The following is a 15,162-nucleotide window of genomic DNA, read 5'->3' as shown; positions in this document are numbered from 1 at the left end:
CCACATACCTACCAGGCAAGGAGATCCAGTGCTCGACGCCGATTTCTTCCGCCGTTGGATGACGGTGACCGCCGCGTCCGTGAACCGTGAGGCGGAACGGCTCACCGCCCTCGACTCCCCCATCGGGGACGCCGACCACGGCAGCAACCTCCAGCGTGGTTTCACGGCCGTGACGGCGACCCTGGAGAAGGAGGCTCCCGGCACGCCCGGCGGGATCCTGACGCTCGCCGGGCGCCAGCTGATCTCGACGGTCGGCGGTGCCTCGGGCCCGCTGTACGGGACGCTGCTGCGCCGTACCGGCAAGGCGCTCGGGGATGCCGCCGAGGTCAGCGCGGAGCAGCTGGCCGAGGCGCTGCGGGCCGGGGTGGAAGCGGTCATGACGCTGGGCGGTGCCGCGCCGGGCGACAAGACCATGATCGACGCGCTGGTGCCCGCGGTGGACGCGCTGGGCGACTCGTTCGCGGCGGCCCGGACCGCCGCCGAGGAGGGCGCCGTGGCGACGACGCCCTTGCAGGCGCGCAAGGGCCGGGCGAGCTATCTGGGCGAGCGCAGCATCGGGCACCAGGATCCGGGTGCCACGTCGGCGGCGCTGCTCGTCGCCGGACTCGCGGAGGCAGCAGGTGAGTGACGAGCGGCTCGTGGGGATCGTGCTGGTGTCGCACAGCGCGGAGGTGGCCGCGTCGGTCGCCGCGCTGGCGAAAGGGCTCGCGGGCGGTGGCCCGGCGGTGCCCGTCGCCCCGGCGGGCGGCACCGAGGGCGGCGGGCTCGGCACGAGTGCCGAACTGATCGCCGCGGCGGCCGCGTCCGTCGACCGCGGTGCCGGCGTCGCCGTCCTGACCGATCTGGGCAGCGCGGTGCTCACCGTGAAGGCACTGCTGGCGGAGGGCGACGAACTCCCCGAGCAGACCCGGCTGGTGGACGCCCCGTTCGTGGAGGGAGCCGTGGCCGCGGTCGTCACGGCGGCCACCGGGGCCGATCTGGCGGCGGTGGAGTCGGCGGCCGCGGAGGCGTACACCTACCGGAAGGTGTGAGACCGGGCCGGGCGCGCCGGACAGTGGCGTTCCCGGCCCGGCCGTCGGCGACCGGGCGGCAGAGGTTCCCCGACGCTTTTCCTGATGCTCCGTCAATCGCTCAGCGTGCGCCGACGAATCGCCTCGCCAGCCGCTCCCCCGCCGTCACGGCCGCCGCGTGGTCCTCGATGGGTGACACACGGGCGTCCTTGAAGACGATGTAGGTGACGCCGGACGGGGTGCCGCCGCCCTGCGGGTCGGCGCGGATACCGAGAGCCTTGGCGGTCGCGTAGGACGCCTCTCCGATGATGTCCTGCGGGCCCGTGTCACCGACGACCGCGTACTGCACACGGTCGCGGAAGACGACGGCCGCGACGGACCCGCCGCCCACGCCGTGCTCCCGGTAGTCCCAGATACGGCTGGGGGCGGGCACGACGATGAAGGGGAGGCGTTCGGGGCTCAGGGGGCGGCCGTCTGACTGTGCGTAGGCCGTGCTGTCGGAAAAATACGGGTCCGTGCGGCGGTTGCAGCGGGGTCCGGGGCGGCCGTCGCAGTCGATGTCCATGTCGGCCTTCCAGAAGACGGCTTCACGGGTGCCGCAGACCGGGATGTGCGCGGGTGTGCCGTTGTCGCTGCGGTAACGGCCGCGGGAGACCGGAGTACAGTCCCGCACCTTGGCCAGCAGGTCGGCGGCGCTGACGGGGTTCTCGCGCCACGTAGCCCGAGGCGGGGCGGCGGGCGGTGCCGGCGGGGCGAGCAGGGCACCACGCCCCGCCACCCGAGGCGAGGCAGCGGGCGGTGCCGCCGGAGCGAGCAGGGCACCACGCCCCGCCACCCGAGGCGAGGCAGCGGGCGGTGCCGCCGGAGCGAGCAGGGCACCACGCCCCGCCACCCGAGGCGAGGCAGCGGGCGGTGCCGCCGGAGCAAGCAGGGCACCACGCCCCGCCACCCGAGGCGAGGCAGCGGGCGGTCTCGCCGGGGCGAGCAGGGCACCACGCCACGCCACCCGAGGCGAGGCAGCGGGCGGTCTCGCCGGAGCGAGCAGGACACCGCGCCACGCCACCCGAGGCGAGGCAGCGGGCGGTGCCGCCGGAGCGAGCAGGGCACCACGCCACGCCACCCGAGGCGAGGCAGCGGGCGGTCTCGCCGGAGCGAGCAGGACACCGCGCCACGCCACCCGAGGCGAGGCAGCGGGCGGCGTCGTCGGAGCAAGCAGGGCGCCACGCCCCGCCACCCGAGGCGAGGCAGCGGGCGGCGTCGTCGGAGCGAGCAGGGCGCCACGCCACGCCACCTGGGGCGGGGCGGCGGGCGGTGTCGTCGGAGCGAGCAGGGCGGCGCTGGCCGCGGCCAGTGTGAGCGACTGGACACGCACGATGGAGGAGCCTCTCGTGGGGAACCTGACGGGCACTCAGCCCAATCTGTCCCCGGAAACGATCACCGGCCACCGCTGAGGGGCCGGACGGTGCACGGCACCAACCTCCGACAGGGACCGGGGGCCTGAGTCCACGTAAGAACCCAGGCCTGCCCGGCCACCCGTGCCGGCGCGGGATCTGCGACGACAGCGGTCCGCGCGACAGGCCCGAACTCCCTGGTGTCCGCCAGGAGTTCGGCCGTGAGGAACTTCAGCATACGTAACTCTCCCGGGTGGTCACGAACGGCGGTAGGTGATGCCCGCACGGAGGGCTCCCTGCGCCCGCCCTCTTGATGTGATCGCGCCAGCCGCGCCATATTGGTCCGGACCATTCCCGAGTGCCGCCCCGGGAGGCCGTGTCGTGCGAGGCGTTTCCTCTCTCCCCTCCTGCTTCCGCCGCCTCGCGCTCTGCGCGGCTCTCGTCCCGGTCGCCTCCTGCGGCTGGACCGGCACGGGCGAAGGGGACGGCGGCTCTCCGCCCGGCGCGCCGACAGGCGTCACCGCGACCGCGGGCACGGCGACGAGCGTGCACGTCATGTGGAACACGACCGCCAGGGCCGATGTCTACGAGGTGTATCGCGACACCACGAAGGTCGGGGAAGTGCCCGGCTCGAAGCACATGGTGGACGTCACCGGGCTCCGGCCCTCCGCCCTGTATGCCTTCACCGTGCGGGCGCGGGACGCCGAGGGGCGGCTGGGACCGCGCAGCCGGGAAGTCCGGGCGAGGACACCCGCGGCCGTCGCGGACGACCACTCCGCACCGGCCCGCCCGTCGGCGCCGCGCGGCCGGGCGGTGGGCAGCCGGGCGGTCCAGCTGTCCTGGTCCGCCTCGACGGACGACCGGGGCGTGGCGTCGTACGACATCCATCAGGGCGAAGCGAAGATCCACAGCGTGAGCGGGTCCCAGACGGCCGCCGTGGTCACGGGGCTGCGGCCCGGCACGGCCTACTCGTTCACCGTCCGGGCCAGGGACGCGGCCGGGAACGTCTCCCCCGCCGCTTCCGCCGTCCCTGTCACCACGCCGGGCACGGACGACGGCCGTGCGACGGCCCCCACCGGCTTCCGGGCGACGAGCCACCGCGTGGACGGGGCGTACTACGTCGACCTGAGCTGGGTGCCGCCGCGCGTGGACGGTGAGCTCACCGAGTACCGGATTTACCTGGACGGCCGGCCCGCCACGTCTCTGGTGTACGGCGGGGACGCGCCGCGCGACCGGGCCACGTACAGCTTCTACGTGGGACGGGACGCCGGTGTCAGCCACCGGGTCCGGCTCCGGGCGATGCTGCCGGACGGCACTTGGGGTGGCTTCTCGGCGGAGCGGACGGTGACGACGGGTCCGGGGCGCTGACGCGCTCCTGGGCATGGTCCGCCCGAAGGAACCCGTCACCTGCACGGCGGCACCCGGGGTGCGGACGGGGCCGGTGGCCCTTTGGCTGACCCCGAGGCAGCACGGGCGTTCCCCGACCCTCGGCGGCGCTAGGGATGTACCGCCAACCGTGCCGCCGGAGGGCAGTCCATATGCGCAACTCATCGCCAGTTCTCCGCTCCGGTCTGACCGTGGCAGCCGCCGCCGCGCTGCCCATCGCCCTGGCCGCGGTGCCCGCAGTTGCGGATCCGGGCATCTCCGTGAGGACCACGGGTTCCACGGTTTCGGTCACGACCAGCGCGTGCACCCAGATCAACGGCAGCTGGGGCACCGCCTCGCTTCTCACCAGCAGTCAGGGCAGCTTCGCCCAGGGGCGTCAGGTGACCCTGTCGGGAACGTCGACCAGTCAGGCCGCTGCCTGGTCGAACGTCACCTCGGGGACGTACACCGTCATCGTCATCTGCTCGGACGGCACCACAGCGGGCACGCAGTCCGTCGTCGTCTCCCCCACTGCCTCCCCCACCAGGTCGCCGTCCCCCTCGGTCTCGCCGTCCCGCGGTGTCATGGGCGGGGTCGGCGGGAGCGCGACGGACTACGGAACCGTCACGCTCGTGGCGGGCGGCGCGCTGGCCGGGACCGGCCTCCTCGCGACGGCCTGGTACCTGCGCCGGCGCAACAGGCCGTACCGGCTCTGATCCGGTACGCATGGCGGCCCGCCCTCCCGAAGCGCTCCGGTCGGGCGGGCCGCCGTCACGTCCCGGTCAGGCCGGGCGGGTCTGCTCGCCGTCCGGGAGTTCGGCGACGTCCGCCAGGGCGCGCCTGAGCCACTGGGTCCAGAACGTCTCCAGGTCGATGCCGGCCTGGAGCACCAGATGCCGCAGCCGGTCCTCGGCGCCGTCCCGGCCGGGCGGGAAGTCGCGCCTTTCGATCTCCTGGTACTCCGCCAGCTGCCGCTCGTGCAGCTCCAGGTGGCGCCGCAGATCGGCCTCCAGGCCCGCCGTGCCGACCACGGCCGCCGCCCTCAGCCGCAGCAGCAGCGCGTCGCGGTGCGGCTTGGGGTCCTGGGAAGCGGCCGTCCAGCGGGCCAGTTCGGCGCGGCCCGCCGGAAGGACCTCGTAGCTCTTCTTCTGCCCGCGCGTCGGCTGTTCGGCGGGCAGGGCCCGGATCAGGCCGTCGTTCTCCAGCTTTCCCAGCTCGCGATAGATCTGCTGGTGCGTCGCCGACCAGAAGTACCCGATCGACCGGTCGAACCGGCGGGTCAGCTCCAGCCCGGACGACGGCTTCTCGAGCAGGGCGGTGAGGATCGCGTGCGGGAGTGACATGGCCTCATCCTAGGGACGCGTATGGCACTACAGGGCGGCCGCCAGCTCGGTGCCCTGCTTGATGGCGCGCTTGGCGTCCAGTTCCGCGGCCACGTCGGCGCCGCCGATGAGGTGGGCGCTGCGCCCGGCCGCGATCAGTTCGTCGTACAGGCCGCGGCGCGGCTCCTGGCCGGTGCACAGCACGATCGTGTCGACCTCCAGCACGGTGCTCTCACCGTCGATCGTGATGTGCAGTCCGGCGTCGTCGATCCGGTCGTAGCGGACGCCCGGGACCATGGTGACGCCGCGGTGCTTGAGTTCCGTGCGGTGGATCCAGCCGGTGGTCTTGCCGAGGCCGGCGCCGACCTTGGAGGTCTTGCGCTGGAGCAGGTGGACGGTGCGCGGCGGGGCGGGCCGCTCGGGCGCGGCGAGGCCGCCGGGGGCGCGGTAGTCCAGGTCGACGCCCCACTGGCGGAAGTACGTCTGGGGGTTCTCGTGCGCCTTGTCGCCGCTGTCCGTGAGGTACTCGGCGACGTCGAAGCCGATGCCGCCCGCGCCGAGGATCGCGACCCGGTCGCCGACGGGTGCGCCGTCACGCAGGACGTCGAGGTAGCCGAGGACGCTCGGGTGGTCGACGCCGGGGATGCCGGGGGTGCGCGGGGTGACGCCGGTGGCGACGACGACCTCGTCGAAATCGTCGACGTCGCCGGCCGTGACGGGGGTGTTCAGCCGTATGTCGACGCCGTGCCAGTCGAGCTGGGTGCGGAAGTAGCGGAGCGTCTCGTCGAACTCCTGCTTGCCGGGGACCTTGCGGGCGACGTTGAGCTGGCCGCCGATCTCGCTCGCCGCGTCGAACAGCGTCACGTCGTGCCCGCGTTCGGCGGCCGAGAGCGCGCACGCCAGCCCCGCCGGGCCGGCGCCGACGACCGCGACGCGCTTGCGCAGCCGGGTCGGGGAGAGCACCAGCTCGGTCTCGTGGCAGGCGCGCGGGTTGACCAGGCAGGAGGTGATCAGGCCGCTGAAGGTGTGGTCGAGGCAGGCCTGGTTGCAGCCGATGCAGGTGTTGATCGCCTCGGGGCGGCCGGCCGCGGCCTTGGTGACGAAGTCCGGGTCGGCGAGCATCGGGCGGGCCATCGACACCATGTCGGCCACGCCCTCGGCGAGCAACTCCTCGGCGAGTTCGGGGGTGTTGATGCGGTTGGTGGTGACGAGCGGGACGGACACCTCGCCCATGAGCCGCTTGGTGACCCACGTGTACGCGCCGCGCGGCACGGAGGTCGCGATGGTGGGGATGCGGGCCTCGTGCCAGCCGATGCCGGTGTTGATGATCGTCGCGCCGGCAGCCTCGACGGCCTTGGCGAGCGTGACCACCTCGTCGAGCGTCGAGCCGCCCGGGACGAGGTCGAGCATGGAGAGCCGGTAGACGACGATGAAGTCCTCGCCGACCGCCTCGCGCACCCGGCGCACGATCTCCAGGGGGAAGCGCGTGCGGTTCTCGTACGAGCCGCCCCAGCGGTCGGTGCGCTGGTTGGTCTGCGACGCGATGAACTCGTTGATGAGGTAGCCCTCGGAGCCCATGATCTCGACGCCGTCGTAGCCGGCGCGCCGGGCCAGGCGGGCGGCGCGCGCGTAGTCGTCGATCGTCCGCTCGATGTCGGCGTCGGTGAGCTCGCGGGGCGGGAAGGGGCTGATGGGCGCCTGCAGCGGGCTGGGCGCGACCAGGTCCCGGTGGTAGGCGTACCGGCCGAAGTGCAGGATCTGCATCGCGATCCGTCCGCCCTCGCGGTGCACGGCGTCGGTGATGACCCGGTGCTGCTCGGCCTCCGCCTCGGTGGTGAGCTTCGCGCCGCCCTCGTACGGGCGTCCCTCGTCGTTGGGCGCGATACCGCCGGTGACGATCAGGCCCACTCCCCCGCGGGCGCGGGCGGCGTAGAAGGCGGCCATGCGGGCGAAACCGCCCTCGGCCTCCTCCAGACCGACGTGCATGGAGCCCATGAGGACCCGGTTGGGCAGGGTCGTGAAGCCCAGGTCGAGGGGGGTCAGCAGGTGCGGGTAACGGCTCATCGGGCCCTCCGTGCGCGGTGTCGTGTCTGTAGTTGTAGAGGACTGCGGACCTTTTATGCAACTAGTTGCACAAGGTGATGGAGGGCACAGTAGGTCCATGACCAGGGATCTTGACCTCTCCTCCGTGGTGGAGCTCGCCGGCGAGCTCATTCGCCGCCCGAGCCGCGCCGGCGTCGACGACCACGAGCCCGTCCTGGCCGTCCTGGAGGACTGGCTCGCCGGCCACGGACTGCCGCACCGGCGTCTCCACGACGACGCCCGCCGCCCGGTCGCGCTGCTGGTGGAGATCGCGGGCGGCCGGCCCGGGCCCTGGTGGGCGCTGGACGCCTGCGTGGACACCGCGCCGTACGGCGACGAGTCGGCCTGGTCCTTCCCGCCCGACGCCGGGGACGTCGTCGACGGCCGGCTGCGGGGCAGGGGCGCGGCCGACTCGAAACTCGCCGCGGCCCTGTTCTGCCACATCGCGGCCGAGCTGCACGGCCGGGCCGGTGAGCTGCGCGGCGGACTCGCGGTGCTACTGGACGCCGACGAGCACACGGGCGGCTTCGGGGGTGCCCGGGCGTATCTCGCCGACCCCGAGGCGGCCCGCCCGGCCGGGGTGATGATCGGCTACCCGGGGCTGGAGGAGGTCGTGGTCGGCGGGCGCGGGCTGTGGCGGGCCAGGATCGCCGTGCACGCGACGTCAGGGCACTCCGGATCGCGCCGGGCGACGGTCGGTGCGGTGTCGCGTGCGGCGCATCTCGTACGGCTGCTGGACGAGGCCCCGCTGCCCGGCGCGAGCGGGGAGTTCCCACTGCCGCCGAAGCTGACGGTGACCTTCTGCCACGGCGGCGAGGGGTTCTCCGTCGTGCCGGACCTGTGCGAGGTCGGCGCCGACATCCGTACGACACCCGGCTTCGGCGCCCGAGCGGCCGAGGCCCTGGTCCGGACCGCGGTGAGCGAGCTGGACGAACGGTCGCCCGCTCCGAGGCCGACCGAGGTCAGGGCGGTCGCGGCCTGGCCGCCCTACCGGCTGGCCGAGGACGAGCAGCCCGCCGCCGCGCTGCTGGGCGCCGCGGCGGGCGAGGGGCTGCGGGTACGGGCCAAGACGGCGGGCCCGTCGAACATCGGCAATCTGCTGGCGGCCGAGGGCATTCCGGCCACGGCCGGCTTCGGGCTGCCGTACGAGGGACTCCACGGCGTGGACGAACGTGTGCACCTCGCGGACCTGCCCGTGGTGCACGCCGTCTACCGGCGGGCCGTCCTCGGCCTGCTGGGGGCGTGAGGGACGGCCACCGGCCCGTGGCGGGCGGCCACCAGCTCGCCGGGGACGGCCACCGGCCCATGAGGGGCGATCACCGGCCCATGAGCGACGGCCACCGAACCGGGAGGGACGATCACCGGCTTTCGAGGCGCACGTGCAGTTCCTTCTCCTGGTCGCCGGAGGCCGCGCTGAGGTCCCGCACGGCGAACAGCGAATCCAGCCTCATGCGGAACTGCTCGATCGCCCAGTAACCGCCGTGCAGGTCGGCGTCGACGGAGGACGACAGCCGGGCCGGTCGCGCGCCCTCGTGCGTGTCGGCGACGTCGAACGTGCCGAGCCACACGGTCGGGCGGGTCTCGTGCAGATCCTCCGGTACGTCGTCGGCACACCGGTCGGACTCGAAGCAGGCGCACAGCGTGTCGAACACGATCCGGGCGTCCTGCTTGCTGCACCCGCTGATCTCCACCGAGACGGAGTGGGGATGCGGTTGCTCACGGTCCATCGTGATCGCTCCTCTCGTGGCATATCCGCCCCTACCCCAGCAAAGCACCACCTTCCGCCGAGCACTACCGGCCGTGCCCCTGCCGTGATGGCGGGTTTGCGGAGCGGGCGGCTCCGGGTTGGGAGAAGGTGGAAGATGACGGAAGGGGCCTCGGATCGACGGCTCCGCGCGGTGGAACATGGGGTGTCGGCACCCTGACGGCGTGCCGCGAGATCGGCGAAGGCGGGCGTGGGATGAGTGCAGCCGGGACTCCCATGGCCGAGGGCGACGAGCCGATGCGGGCGCCGGCACGGCCGAGCGGGCTGCTCGACGTCCTGCGCGTGGCCTCCGTCGTTCTGGACGCCGAGGGCCGCATCGTGCTGTGGAGCCCCCAGGCCGAGGAGCTGTTCGGGTACGAGGCGCGGGAGGCGCTGGGGCAGTACGCCGCCCGGATCATGGTCCACGAACAGCACCTCGACCTCGTGGTCAAGCTGTTCGCGGACGTCATGGGCACCGGCCAGAGCTGGGCCGGGGCCTTCCCCGTCCGCCGCAAGGACGGCACCACGCGGCTCGTGGAGTTCCGCAACATGCGGCTGCTGGACGACCAGGGGGAGGTCTACGCGCTCGGTCTGTGCGCCGACCAGTCGACCGTGCACCGGCTGGAGCGCGAGGTGGCGCTGTCGACGCGGATGATCGCCCAGTCCCCGATCGGGCTGGCCGTGCTGGACACCGATCTGCGGTACGTCTCGGTCAACCCGGCGCTGGAGGAGCTCAACGGCGTGCCGGCCGAGGAGCACCTGGGCCGGACGGTCCGCGAGGTGGTACCGCGGATGGACGTCGAGGCGCTGGAGGCCGCGGCGCGCCGGGTCCTGGAGACCGGACAACCGGTCGTCGACCAGTCCACGATCGGCCGTACCCCGGCCGACCCGCACCAGGACCACGCCTGGTCGATCTCGCTGTACCGGCTGGAGAACGCCTTCGGGACCGTGCTGGGCGTGGCCGTCTCGATCGTCGACGTCACCGAGCAGTACCGCGCGGGCATCGAGGCCGAGGCCGCGCGGCGCCGTCTGGCGACGATCGCCGACGCCTCCGCCCGCATCGGCACCTCGCTGGACCTGGACCGCACGGCCCGTGAGCTCGCCGACGTGGCCGTGCCGGAACTCGCCGACATCGCGGCCGTCGACCTGCTGGACGCGGTGGCGCAGGGCCGGCGCACCAGCCTCGGCCCGGCCGAGGCGGCCGTGATCCGTGCGCTGGCGGTCCAGGGGTACGACTCCGCGGAGGCGCTGGAGGCGGCCGACCCACCCGGGCAGGTGGCCCGGTACGCGCCCGACCGGCTCGTCACCGAGTGTGTGCGCACGGCCAGTGCCGTGATGCTGCCGGAGGTCAGGGACGAGGACCTGCCACGCATCGCCCGGTCCCCGGAGGCGGCCGAGCTGCTGGGCCGGGCCGGGGTGCACTCGTATCTGGCGGTGCCGCTGATCGCGCGGGGCGAGGTGCTGGGCGCCCTGGACCTCAAACGCACCCGCAATCCGCTGCCGTTCACCGAGGACGACCTGCTGCTGGCGCGCGAGCTGGCCGCGCGGGCCGCCGTGCAGATCGACAACGCCCGCTGGTACCAGAGCGCCCGCGACACCGCGCTCACCCTCCAGCGCAGCCTTCTGCCCAGCCATCCGCCCGTGACGGGCGGGCTGGAGGTCGCCTCCCGCTACCAGCCGGCCGGGGCCACGAGCGAGGTGGGCGGCGACTGGTTCGACGTGATCGGCCTGGACGGCGGCAAGACCGCGCTCGTCGTGGGTGACGTGATGGGCAGCGGCATTCCCGCGGCGGCGGCCATGGGGCGGCTACGTACGGCGACCAACACGCTGGCCTCCCTGGACCTCGATCCGGCCCTGCTCCTGGAACACCTCGACAAGATCACCGCAGGTCTGGAACAGGCCATCGCCACCTGCGTCTACGCCGTTCACGACCCGCGGCTGCGACAGTGCCGGATCGCCAACGCCGGGCATCTACCGCCGGTGCGCGTCCGGGCCGGCCTGCCTCCCGAGCTGCTCGACCTGCCGACCGGGGTGCCGCTCGGCGTCGGCGGTGTCGCCTTCTCCACGACGACCGTCGACCTGGAGCCGGGCGACCGGCTGGTGTTCTACACCGACGGTCTCGTCGAGACCCGGCGCGACTCGCTCGACGACCGGCTCGCCACACTGCTGTCCCTGCTCGAAGGGCCCGACCGCCCGCTGGAGGAGGTCTGCGACCTGCTGCTGCGCACCCTGCACGAGCCGGACAACTTCGATGACGTGGCGCTGCTCATCGCGCGGGCGACGCCACCGGACTGACAGGGCACCGCCGGGGTCGGGCTGCGCTCTCGGGCCGTTACGGTGCGACGCCGACCACCACATGGGCGTACAGCTCGTCCGAGACCGCCAGGTGTGCCGTCAGGCCGTTGCGTTCGAAGGTGTCGAGGGCGGTCGGTGCCTGATGGCGGCTGGTCTCCACCAGGACGCAGCCGCCGGGTGCGAGCCAGCGGGGCCCGTCGGCCGCGACCCGGCGCAGCACGTCGAGGCCGTCCGCGCCGCCGTCGAGGGCGGTCAGCGGTTCGTAGGCGTGGGCCTCCGGCGGCAGCAGGCCGATCTCGTCGCTCGGTACGTACGGCACGTTGGCCGCGAGGATGCCGACACGGCCCCGCAGCTCGCCGGGCAGCGCCTCGAACAGGTCGCCCTGATGGACGTGACCGCCGGCTGCGGCGACGTTGCCGCGGGCGCAGCGCACCGCGGCGGGGTCGATGTCGGCGGCGTGCAGTTCGACGCGGCCGAGTCCGGCGGCCAGCGCCGCGCCGACGGCGCCGGAACCGCAGCACAGGTCCACGACGACACCCGCGCCGGGCGCCCGGGCCAGGGCCTGTTCGACCAGGAACTCCGTGCGGCGGCGCGGCACGAAGACGCCCGGGTCGACGGTGATGCGCAGGCCCCGGAACTCGGCCCAGCCGACGACGAGTTCGAGGGGCAGGCCCGCGACCCTGCGCTCGACCATGGCGGCGGCTTCGGCCGGGGTGCGGGCGGTGGCGAGGATCAACTCGGCCTCGTCCTCGGCGAAGACGCAGCCCGCGGTGCGCAGGGCGACGACGACGGAGTCACGCAAGGACGGAGGAACGGGAGACACGGAGGGCATGGAAGCCAGGAGCCTTTCGAGATACGAAGGGCGCTCCTGCGGTCGCCTACGGCCGGCGATCCGCGCGACATCGAGAAGAGAGCACCCGGGCTGACACAGCGGTAATGGGTCTCACCTCCTCGGTTCGGCGACGGCTGGGTCCGTCCACAGCCGGCGGCAACACTACCCGACGGGCCTGCCGGCCAGTACGGCACGCAGGCGGTGGGGCAGGTTGTTGGCCCGTGCAACCATGGAGGACCGGACAACGACGTGGAGAGGGAGGTCCGGGTGAAGCCGGCCGACGCCGTGGAGACCATCCAGCGGGAGATGACGGTCTTCGCCCGCCGTGCTCGTGCCGCGGCGGGGCGGATGCACCCGGAGCTGTCGCTGGTGTCGTACACGCTGCTCGGGCACCTGGAGGAGAGCCACGGGTGCCGTGCCACCGACCTCGCCGCCCACTACGCCCTGGACAAGTCCACCGTCAGCCGCCAGGTGGCCGCGCTGGAACGCGCCGGTCTCATCGAACGCCGCCCCGACGCGGAGGACCAGCGCGTCCAGGTGCTGCAACTGACGCAGGCCGGCCGGCGCATCCTGGCCCAGGTCACCGACAGGCGCCGGGCGGTCTTCCGGGAGCGGCTGGCGGACTGGCCGGCCGAGGACCTGTCGCGGTTCGCCGACTACCTCGTGCGCTACAACGCGGGCGCCGGCTCCGGTCGGCCCGACCATCGGCACGCCTAGGAGCCCACCGCACGTACGGTTGAACACGCATTCACTGATCACGCCGGCTCGGCGGGGCACCGTCGGCCCGGTCCGGAGGCACACCGCATGCACATCACCCGAGGCTTCACCGGGCGCCCACGCGTGGCCGACCCCGGTCTGCCGCCCGGCCAGTACGACGCGGGCGACGACTGGCCCGTCCTGTCCGCCGAGGTCACTCCCGACCTGGCGCCCGCCGACTGGACGTTCCGTATCGACGGCCTGGTGGACCAGCCCCGCACCTGGGACTGGGAGGAGGCGCACCGGCTGCCGCCGTCGGCGTACGAGGGTGCCATCCACTGTGTGACGAGCTGGTCGAAGTTCGGGGTGCGGTTCGCGGGAGTGTCCCTCGACGCGTTCTGGGATGTGGTCCGGCCTCATGGATCGGCGACCCATGCCGTCGCCTACTCGCACACCGGCTACACCACGAACCTCCCGCTCGCCGACCTGACCGGCGGGCGGGCCTGGATCGCGTGGGAGTACGACGGCAGGCCGCTCGCCCCCGAGCACGGCGGCCCGGCGCGACTGCTGGTGCCGCACCTGTACTTCTGGAAGAGCGCCAAGTGGATCGCGGGCCTGCGGATCCTCGACCACGACGAGCCGGGGTTCTGGGAGCAGAACGGCTACCACGAGCGGGGCAACCCCTGGGAGGAGCAGAGGTACTCCGGTGACTGACACGTTCGTGCCGCCCACGCGGTTCGCCGTGCCCGGGCGCATCGCGGTGAGCGAGCAGGCCGCCTCCGTGTGGCAGACCGCCACGCTGACCGGGATCCGCCGCGAGACCGCGCGTGCCGCCACCTTCCGGCTCGCCGTGCCCGGCTGGCCGGGACATCTGCCCGGCCAGCATCTGATGGTGCGGCTGACCGCCGAGGACGGCTATGTGGCCCAGCGCCACTACTCGATCGCGTCCGCGCCGGACGACTCCGGGCACGTCGAACTCACCCTGGATCACATCGAGGGCGGCGAGGTCTCGGGCTGGTTCCACACCGTCGCCCGGCCCGGCGACCGGGTCGAGGTGCGGGGCCCGGTGAGCGGCTTCTTCGCCTGGCCGGGCGACCGGCCCGCGCTGCTGATCGGCGCCGGATCCGGCGTCGTACCGCTGATGTCGATGATCCGGCACCACCGGGCGCGGAACCTGGCCGTGCCGCTGCGGCTGCTGGTGTCCGCGCGCGGTCCGGAGGAGCTCATCTACGCCGGGGAGTTCGGCGCCGAGACGACGCCCGTGTTCACACGGAGCGCGCCGGAGGGTGTGCCGGTGGGACGTATGGCGGCCGCACATGTGGCGCCGCTCCTGGCCGAACAGCCTTCCGGTGGGTGGGAGGCCTATGTGTGCGGCTCCAACTCCTTCGCCGAGCACGCCTCGCGGCTGCTGGTGACGGCCGGTCAGCCGGTGGAGCGCATCCGGATCGAGCGGTTCGGCTGATCTCGAAGGCGGCCCTCCCTCCGGTGGTGCCACAGGGGTGGTGTACGGCTCGGCATCGGGCCGGACGCACTCCGTCGGGTACGCGGCCCGGTGTTTCGCCGGGGTCGGCCCGGGCACCCCGGCCGGAGGGCTCCGGCACGCGGCAACCCGGGCCGTGCCGAGCGATCGAGGTGTGTCGGAGGGGGTACTGGACCCGTGTGGGCACTCGCACGCGTGACGTGACCCGGAGGGAGCGGCATCGCAGCCACCGCACGGCCGGTCCGGCCTTCCGGCCGCGGTGAGGCGAGGAGGTCGACATGCGAACCCGGGTGCTCGGCTGGCGTTGGCGGCGCAGTCCGCTGCGGCGCCGGTCGGATGTCGTCGAGGCGTGGACGGTGCTGGTGGTCGCCGTCCTGATACTCGTGGGCGCGCCTCTGGTGGGGGCGGCCGCCGCCTGGTGGGCCCACGGCGAGGCGCGGTCGGTCTCGGCGGAGCGGCAGGCCGAGCGTCATCGCGTCCGTGCCGAGGTCGTCGGCAGGAAGGGCGACTCGCTGCCGTCGGTGCAGACCGGCGGGCAGCACGCGTACCGGGCCACCGTGCGCTGGACCGAGCCGGGCGAGGGTACGCGCACCGCGACGGCACGGGTCCCCGGGGACACCCGGCCGGGTGAGGTCGTGGACGTGTGGTTCGACTCCCGGGGGCGGATCGTGACCCCGCCGGTGGACGGCACCGGGGTCTGGCAGCGCACCCTCACCACCGGCACGTGCGCCGCGGGCGGTGTGGTGGTGGTGGTGCTCCTCGGCCACTCCGTCGTGCGCCGGGTCGCCCTGCGCCGCAGGCTGGCCGAGTGGGAACGGGAGTGGGCCCGTACGGAGCCGGAGTGGACGCGTCGCGACGCGTGAAGCGACTCGCGACGCGTGATGTGACCGATAAACGGCAGGTGAACGGGCTACGGCAAAGACCTGGCGAGTCCTCCGACCACTC

General features: G+C 73.5%; 15 protein-coding genes. 10 read left to right on the top strand and 5 right to left on the bottom strand.

Annotation, left to right across the window (positions count from 1 at the left end; translation table 11 throughout):
* The first annotated feature begins 28 nt into the window (after positions 1 to 28).
* Together dhaL and HDA41_RS38045 are read left to right on the top strand one after the other, a co-directional pair.
* Positions 29 to 628 (top strand): dihydroxyacetone kinase subunit DhaL, encoded by a 600-nt coding sequence (dhaL, locus tag HDA41_RS38050; RefSeq protein WP_184992236.1) that lies wholly within the window; start codon positions 29 to 31, stop codon positions 626 to 628.
* A complete protein-coding gene (locus HDA41_RS38045) occupies positions 621 to 1,031 on the top strand; it encodes a PTS sugar transporter subunit IIA domain-containing protein (protein WP_184992234.1) in 411 nt (136 codons plus the stop codon). Before dhaL ends, HDA41_RS38045 begins: the two co-directional genes overlap by 8 nt.
* A gap of 100 nt (positions 1,032 to 1,131) precedes the next feature.
* On the opposite strand, the gene HDA41_RS38040 is transcribed toward HDA41_RS38045, so the two are convergent.
* Positions 1,132 to 1,845: a glycoside hydrolase family 75 protein gene (locus HDA41_RS38040; protein WP_184992232.1), complete on the bottom strand. Its 714-nt coding sequence runs from the start codon at positions 1,843 to 1,845 to the stop codon at positions 1,132 to 1,134.
* A 937-nt stretch (positions 1,846 to 2,782) separates the two neighbouring features.
* Between HDA41_RS38040 and HDA41_RS38035 the strand changes: the two genes are divergently transcribed.
* Entirely contained in the window at positions 2,783 to 3,769 is a 987-nt protein-coding gene (locus HDA41_RS38035) for a fibronectin type III domain-containing protein (RefSeq protein WP_230299709.1), read from the top strand.
* A gap of 170 nt (positions 3,770 to 3,939) precedes the next feature.
* Positions 3,940 to 4,482: a hypothetical protein gene (locus tag HDA41_RS38030; RefSeq protein ID WP_184992228.1), complete on the top strand. Its 543-nt coding sequence runs from the start codon at positions 3,940 to 3,942 to the stop codon at positions 4,480 to 4,482.
* A gap of 66 nt (positions 4,483 to 4,548) precedes the next feature.
* Here HDA41_RS38030 and HDA41_RS38025 read toward each other — a convergent pair whose 3' ends face one another.
* Both HDA41_RS38025 and HDA41_RS38020 read right to left on the bottom strand, forming a co-directional pair.
* Positions 4,549 to 5,109, bottom strand: a complete 561-nt coding sequence (locus tag HDA41_RS38025) for a PadR family transcriptional regulator (protein ID WP_184992226.1) — start codon at positions 5,107 to 5,109, stop codon at positions 4,549 to 4,551.
* A gap of 27 nt (positions 5,110 to 5,136) precedes the next feature.
* Positions 5,137 to 7,152 carry an FAD-dependent oxidoreductase gene (locus HDA41_RS38020; RefSeq protein WP_184992224.1) on the bottom strand — a complete coding sequence of 672 codons (2,016 nt, stop codon included), beginning with the start codon at positions 7,150 to 7,152 and terminating at the stop codon, positions 5,137 to 5,139.
* Positions 7,153 to 7,249: 97 nt separating this feature from the next.
* Here HDA41_RS38020 and HDA41_RS38015 point away from each other — a divergent pair, with 97 nt between their 5' ends.
* Positions 7,250 to 8,416, top strand: a complete 1,167-nt coding sequence (locus HDA41_RS38015; protein WP_184992222.1) for a M20 family metallopeptidase — start codon at positions 7,250 to 7,252, stop codon at positions 8,414 to 8,416.
* Between the two features lie 112 nt (positions 8,417 to 8,528).
* Here HDA41_RS38015 and HDA41_RS38010 read toward each other — a convergent pair whose 3' ends face one another.
* On the bottom strand, positions 8,529 to 8,897 hold the full coding sequence (locus HDA41_RS38010; RefSeq protein ID WP_184992220.1) for a hypothetical protein: 369 nt from the start codon (positions 8,895 to 8,897) through the stop codon (positions 8,529 to 8,531).
* Between the two features lie 233 nt (positions 8,898 to 9,130).
* Between HDA41_RS38010 and HDA41_RS38005 the strand changes: the two genes are divergently transcribed.
* Positions 9,131 to 11,209: a SpoIIE family protein phosphatase gene (locus tag HDA41_RS38005; RefSeq protein ID WP_184992218.1), complete on the top strand. Its 2,079-nt coding sequence runs from the start codon at positions 9,131 to 9,133 to the stop codon at positions 11,207 to 11,209.
* A gap of 37 nt (positions 11,210 to 11,246) precedes the next feature.
* Here HDA41_RS38005 and HDA41_RS38000 read toward each other — a convergent pair whose 3' ends face one another.
* Complete coding sequence (locus tag HDA41_RS38000) at positions 11,247 to 12,041, bottom strand: putative protein N(5)-glutamine methyltransferase (RefSeq protein ID WP_184992216.1); 795 nt, start codon at positions 12,039 to 12,041, stop codon at positions 11,247 to 11,249.
* 306 nt (positions 12,042 to 12,347) lie between these two features.
* Here HDA41_RS38000 and HDA41_RS37995 point away from each other — a divergent pair, with 306 nt between their 5' ends.
* The 4 genes from HDA41_RS37995 (at position 12,348) to HDA41_RS37980 (ending at position 15,080) form a co-directional block, all read left to right on the top strand.
* Positions 12,348 to 12,758, top strand: a complete 411-nt coding sequence (locus HDA41_RS37995; RefSeq protein ID WP_221512939.1) for a MarR family winged helix-turn-helix transcriptional regulator — start codon at positions 12,348 to 12,350, stop codon at positions 12,756 to 12,758.
* A gap of 87 nt (positions 12,759 to 12,845) precedes the next feature.
* Positions 12,846 to 13,451 (top strand): sulfite oxidase-like oxidoreductase, encoded by a 606-nt coding sequence (locus HDA41_RS37990; RefSeq protein WP_184992212.1) that lies wholly within the window; start codon positions 12,846 to 12,848, stop codon positions 13,449 to 13,451.
* Positions 13,444 to 14,199: a ferredoxin reductase gene (locus tag HDA41_RS37985; RefSeq protein ID WP_184992210.1), complete on the top strand. Its 756-nt coding sequence runs from the start codon at positions 13,444 to 13,446 to the stop codon at positions 14,197 to 14,199. Before HDA41_RS37990 ends, HDA41_RS37985 begins: the two co-directional genes overlap by 8 nt.
* Positions 14,200 to 14,495: 296 nt before the next feature.
* Positions 14,496 to 15,080, top strand: a complete 585-nt coding sequence (locus HDA41_RS37980) for an Rv1733c family protein (protein ID WP_184992208.1) — start codon at positions 14,496 to 14,498, stop codon at positions 15,078 to 15,080.
* The last annotated feature ends 82 nt before the right edge of the window (positions 15,081 to 15,162 follow it).

Origin of the sequence: Streptomyces caelestis (assembly GCF_014205255.1) — a bacterium.
Lineage (GTDB): Bacteria > Actinomycetota > Actinomycetes > Streptomycetales > Streptomycetaceae > Streptomyces > Streptomyces caelestis.
The sequence above is the reverse complement of the archived record's forward strand: the minus strand, read 5'-3'. Positions and strand labels throughout refer to the sequence as shown.

What these genes read in the sequence shown, in the direction of transcription:
- HDA41_RS38005 (WP_184992218.1), top strand. Translation starts at nt 9,131, where the DNA reads ATGAGTGCAGCCGGGACTCCCATGGCCGAGGGCGACGAGCCGATGCGG.
- HDA41_RS38000 (WP_184992216.1), bottom strand. Translation starts at nt 12,041, where the DNA reads ATGCCCTCCGTGTCTCCCGTTCCTCCGTCCTTGCGTGACTCCGTCGTC.
- HDA41_RS38030 (WP_184992228.1), top strand. Translation starts at nt 3,940, where the DNA reads ATGCGCAACTCATCGCCAGTTCTCCGCTCCGGTCTGACCGTGGCAGCC.
- HDA41_RS37980 (WP_184992208.1), top strand. Translation starts at nt 14,496, where the DNA reads ATGCGAACCCGGGTGCTCGGCTGGCGTTGGCGGCGCAGTCCGCTGCGG.
- HDA41_RS38015 (WP_184992222.1), top strand. Translation starts at nt 7,250, where the DNA reads ATGACCAGGGATCTTGACCTCTCCTCCGTGGTGGAGCTCGCCGGCGAG.
- HDA41_RS38025 (WP_184992226.1), bottom strand. Translation starts at nt 5,109, where the DNA reads ATGTCACTCCCGCACGCGATCCTCACCGCCCTGCTCGAGAAGCCGTCG.
- HDA41_RS38010 (WP_184992220.1), bottom strand. Translation starts at nt 8,897, where the DNA reads ATGGACCGTGAGCAACCGCATCCCCACTCCGTCTCGGTGGAGATCAGC.
- HDA41_RS37990 (WP_184992212.1), top strand. Translation starts at nt 12,846, where the DNA reads ATGCACATCACCCGAGGCTTCACCGGGCGCCCACGCGTGGCCGACCCC.
- HDA41_RS38020 (WP_184992224.1), bottom strand. Translation starts at nt 7,152, where the DNA reads ATGAGCCGTTACCCGCACCTGCTGACCCCCCTCGACCTGGGCTTCACG.
- HDA41_RS37995 (WP_221512939.1), top strand. Translation starts at nt 12,348, where the DNA reads ATGACGGTCTTCGCCCGCCGTGCTCGTGCCGCGGCGGGGCGGATGCAC.